At 54.3% G+C, this 4339-nt stretch carries 4 protein-coding genes and 1 pseudogene; 3 read left to right on the top strand and 2 right to left on the bottom strand.

What is annotated here, in order from left to right; genetic code table 11:
- Nucleotides 1-31 precede the first annotated feature (31 nt).
- Both HMPREF2550_RS12585 and HMPREF2550_RS11695 read right to left on the bottom strand, forming a co-directional pair.
- Nucleotides 32-232: pseudogene (locus tag HMPREF2550_RS12585) on the bottom strand (MATE family efflux transporter); the annotation flags it as partial.
- On the bottom strand, nt 214-1275 hold the full coding sequence (locus tag HMPREF2550_RS11695; RefSeq protein ID WP_035011700.1) for a PLP-dependent cysteine synthase family protein: 1062 nt from the start codon (nt 1273-1275) through the stop codon (nt 214-216). The pseudogene HMPREF2550_RS12585 and the gene HMPREF2550_RS11695, both read right to left, overlap by 19 nt.
- Nucleotides 1276-2011: 736 nt before the next feature.
- Between HMPREF2550_RS11695 and HMPREF2550_RS00015 the strand changes: the two genes are divergently transcribed.
- From HMPREF2550_RS00015 to HMPREF2550_RS00005, 3 genes are all read left to right on the top strand, one after another.
- Nucleotides 2012-2590, top strand: coding sequence for an MptD family putative ECF transporter S component (locus HMPREF2550_RS00015; RefSeq protein ID WP_246819701.1), 579 nt, complete (start codon nt 2012-2014; stop codon nt 2588-2590).
- Nucleotides 2583-3269 (top strand): energy-coupling factor transporter transmembrane component T family protein, encoded by a 687-nt coding sequence (locus tag HMPREF2550_RS00010; RefSeq protein ID WP_070788902.1) that lies wholly within the window; start codon nt 2583-2585, stop codon nt 3267-3269. The genes HMPREF2550_RS00015 and HMPREF2550_RS00010 overlap by 8 nt, the downstream gene beginning before the upstream one ends.
- Nucleotides 3266-4339, top strand: a 1074-nt coding sequence (locus HMPREF2550_RS00005; protein ID WP_070788897.1) for an ABC transporter ATP-binding protein, incomplete at its 3' end; no start/stop codon positions are given. The genes HMPREF2550_RS00010 and HMPREF2550_RS00005, both read left to right, overlap by 4 nt.

Raw genomic sequence — 4339 nt, 5'->3', positions numbered from 1 at the left:
TCAGGTGTCTACCAAACAGGGGTCAGGTCCGTGTGCGTATCTGGTTAAACCACACAACTGCCAAACCTCCGCCAGCAAGAGCCCCGAGGCTAAGTTGGCCCATCATGAAAGTGTCGGTGGTTGAAATTGCGATATTCGCAAGCTGTGTGCCGGCAAGGGGAAGAGACAACGCCAAAATCTGGCGGTTTAGTTTCTGAGAGGTAGCTCCGGGCACTACTTTTCCTTCGACCATGAAACTCGTGTTGAATTTAGCGAAATTGGGCTTTCCCCAGCGCGCAATGACATAACTTGTTCCCAAATTTTGTCCTCGAGGGCGACATCGAGTAAACCACGTTCGGACATCCACTCATCGTTGAATACGGTATCTAGATACTTTTCCCCTCCATCGCACACCATGGTCAACGATGTAGAGCCAGCGGGAAAGCCCGGCAGGAGCTCGAGGGCTGCTATTACGGCTCCGCCAGCAGATCCTCCCAGTAGAAGCCCCATGTGCTTTCCGATTGTTCGGCATGCAGCGAAAGCTGCTTTGTCGGATACCTTTGCTCCGTAGTCGAGTAAGTCGTAGCGAACTGAAGTGCCGATAACTGCACCTTCGGGGGTGCCCGTTCCAGATTGCCAATAGTCGTGTCCAGGAGCACCGAATGCAATGGAACCTTCCGGTTCGACGCCTATAATAGTGGGACGGTGTCCCAATTGATGGAGACGTTCAGTAACTCCAAAGAGGCTTCCACCTGTGCCTACGGCACTAATGATATGAGTCGGACTTTCCCCAAGATCATTCAAAATTTCATCAGCTGCAGGGTAATAACCCATCGAGTTTGCGACATTGTCATGCTGCTTCATGAATACCCAGCCGTGTTGTTTGCCGAGCTCCTCAGCATGGTTTTCTCTAGCCGATGTGGCGAGCGAATCGTCATCTTGATTGGAAACGAAGCACATCTGTGCATTCATTGCACGCATGGAGTTCAATTTATCTTTACAAGAATGATTATCGACGACTGCTACGAAGTCGTATCCGCGCTCAAGTGCAAGAAGTGCTAAGCCCTGTCCAGTATTACCGGAAGTCGATTCAACGATAGTGCCATGCTCTTGAAGTCGGTTATCCTGCTCTGCCGCCTTAATCATCGACTGGGCCATCCGGATTTTCGCACTTCCAGTTGGGTTGAATTGCTCGAGCTTAAGCAAAACGCGACTTTTCTGGGGCGTACAGACAAGCTCGAACAGAGGAGTATTGCCAATGAGTTGAGACATCTGCGTATAAATTCTTTTTGGCATCTTTATTTGGCCTCTGTTCTAGCGATCTTCCGTGATGGTCATGGTGACAGGATTAAAGGCGTATTTCTGAGGAATCCGATATCCGTGGAAAGCAGACTCGTTCGAGTCCATTTGATACCCGGCTGTGTCGGGATAGACTAGGAAATCTCCAGGTCGAGGCCTGTCGGGGAGTTGAATCATTCTTTTGCTGAGATAATCGCTGTCTAAGCACGTTGATCCGGAAACTGCTGTTGCGGTAGCTACTCCCGAGTCGATAATGACTCCGTTGCGCACAAGGTATGGGTCCGGATAATACTCCGAGTTGAACCATTGCTCTGAGAGGCTGAGACTAGTTCCACGTACGACAGTTACTGTCCGTGCAGCATTGGGCAATGCGTGACACGAAAGAACAGGAAAGAAACTAGCACCCGCGAACTGGCATAAAGACCGTCCAGGCTCTGCCAAAATCTTTATGTTGTGACGATGAGCGCGCTGAGCCATGGAGTCCGAGCTGCGTCGAGTGGACTCCATATCTCGACGTGTCAGTGGGCGATGTTGATTAGCTATAAACCGTAGTGAGTATTGTCCGGATAAAGGTGATCCGAACGGATATTGGTCTTTAGGTTTATCCGAATCTATGAACATTTCGTTTTTTAGTCGAGATTGCAGGTTTCGCCAGACTCCATACTCGACTGAGCTTGTGGGAAATCCACCTCCAATGGAAATAGTGTCGGCCCGTGGAGACAGGGAGCGCACCTTGAGTAGGGCCACGCGCGACTTCATCAACATTGGCGTCTTCACCGCCTTGATGTTCGTCATCGTGTTTGCATTCGGAATGCTCGGGTTCATCCCCGCCGCCATGTATGCCGGCTTCTTGCTTTCTATTCTCGTTAACGGCATGGTCTTTGCGCTGTTCACAGCACGCACTCCGAAGATGGGGGCATTGACAATCATGCTGATTATCATCGAAATCCTCTTCTTCGTGACCGGCCACTGGGTAGGAGGAATCGCGGTGGCCGCTGTATTCGGCCTGCTCGCCGACCTAGTCATCACCAAGGGGCCGAAGAGCGTGAAGGTTCGCGTTCCGCTGGCATACGCACTGTTTATTCTGCCGATCTATGTTTCCCCGTGGATGCCGCTATTTATGGACCAAGACGCATATATGTCGCAGATCGCCGAACAAATGGGCGCCGAGTATGCCGCGAAGATGGCGCAGGTTGTCACGATTCCGATTCTGTTGGGCTTCTTCGTTGTGATGCTCATCGTGGGCTGGCTTGCTGGTCTGTTGGGAACCAGGGTGGCGCGTAAGCACTTTGAACGGGCCGGTCTTGTCTAAACTTCCCGACCCGCGCACGATTATCGTAGCGCTCGTCATCGTCTCCACCACGATCTACAGTGCCTACTCGCCGTGGTTCGTGTGTGCTCTGGGCGGATTCGCCGCCGTGATGCTGGCGAGCGCTGCGATCAACCCCAACACGCTCGTGCGCCCGAGCTGGGTGGCCGTCTACCTGGCCACGTTTGCGGTCCTCGGCGGGCTCGTCTTCGTGATACCACTGGTGTGGAAGTCAACGGTCAGCGCGTTCCTCGTGCTGTTTTTGCAGTGGATGTGGCGATTCAGTGTCAGCGCAGGCATGGGCGCATACGCGATCGGTGTAATCCGACCCGCCACCTTGCAAAAAGCACTCGTCAGCTCACGGATCCCGACCTGTTTCACGATCCCAATCTCGGTTGCCTTACGGGTGCTGCCCGTGATCGGCCACGAGGTTAAAGCGATCTCAGATGCGATGAAACTACGCGGCATGTCTGCGTTTTCCCTGCGCGCGGCCCAGTACTTCACAATCCCGCTGCTATCGACCGTGGTACGCAGCGGGGACGAACTGGCATCTGCTGCCCTCGTGCGAGGACTGGGCGGAACCGCAAAGCCCACCTCAGTCACGGTCGTGAAATTCCGTGTGATCGACGCAGTCATTCTGCTCGTCGTTATCGGCTTCGCGATATGGAGAATCGTCCTATGACAATAACCCAAGCCACCGGCGTCACCTTCACCTATCGAGGAGCAGACCACCCCTCAATCACTGACGCAACCATCACCATCACACCTGGAACCGTCACCTTGCTGTGTGGCGCATCTGGATCGGGGAAAACCACCGCGCTACGGCTGTTTAACGGGCTCATCCCGCACTTTCACGACGGCGACCTTACCGGAAGCGTCACAGTCGACGACATTGACGTGGCACGAGTAGATCTATCAGAGCTTGCCCACCACTGTTCGACAGTGTTTCAAAACCCGCGCACCCAGTTCTACACCACTCACGTGCGCCAAGAACTGGCCTTCGGCCCAGAAAATCTCGGCCGCGCCCCGCAGGAGATCTGTGCCCGCATTGACGAGGTTGCAGCCGAGTTAGGTATCGCCGACCTGTTGGAATCCCGCGTCACACAGCTGTCGGGCGGGCAGATGCAACGCGTGGCCTGCGCCGTCGCCATGTGCAACAACACGTCGCTGATCGTCTTTGACGAGCCGACCGCGAACCTATCAGCTGATCTTATCGGCCAACTCGCCACACTCATCGCCAGGCTCAAAGCCGATGGACACACCATCATCATTGCTGAACACCGGCTAAGTTTTCTTTCCGGGATCGCTGACCGTGTCTACTGCTTCGACAAAGGCAAGATCGCCCTCACCGCAACCGGCGAAGAGTTCTACGCTGCCTCGGATGAGGAGCGCAAACAGCTTGGACTGCGATCCCTAGTGACTGTGTCTATGCCACAACTTCCGGAACCGGCAGGGGAGGGACTCACGATCGACAACCTCACCTTCGCCTACCGGCAGGGGAAAACGGTTCTCAACGTCGACCATGCGCTCTTTCCGGCAGGGAAAATCACAGCGCTCCTCGGCCCGTGCGGTTCAGGGAAATCAACCCTGGCACGCATTGTTTGCGGACTAGAAAAAGCCAAACACGCATCCATCACACTCAATGGGCAAAAATTCCCCAGCCGTGCCGCCTACCTTGTGATGCAAGACCCTACCCGACAGTTGTTCTCAGATACCGTCATCGGGCCTGACCCCCGGAAAGTAGACACGTCG

Origin of the sequence: Corynebacterium sp. HMSC074A01 (assembly GCF_001831515.1) — a bacterium.
Lineage (GTDB): Bacteria > Actinomycetota > Actinomycetes > Mycobacteriales > Mycobacteriaceae > Corynebacterium.
This window is presented reverse-complemented; position numbering and strand designations above follow the sequence as displayed.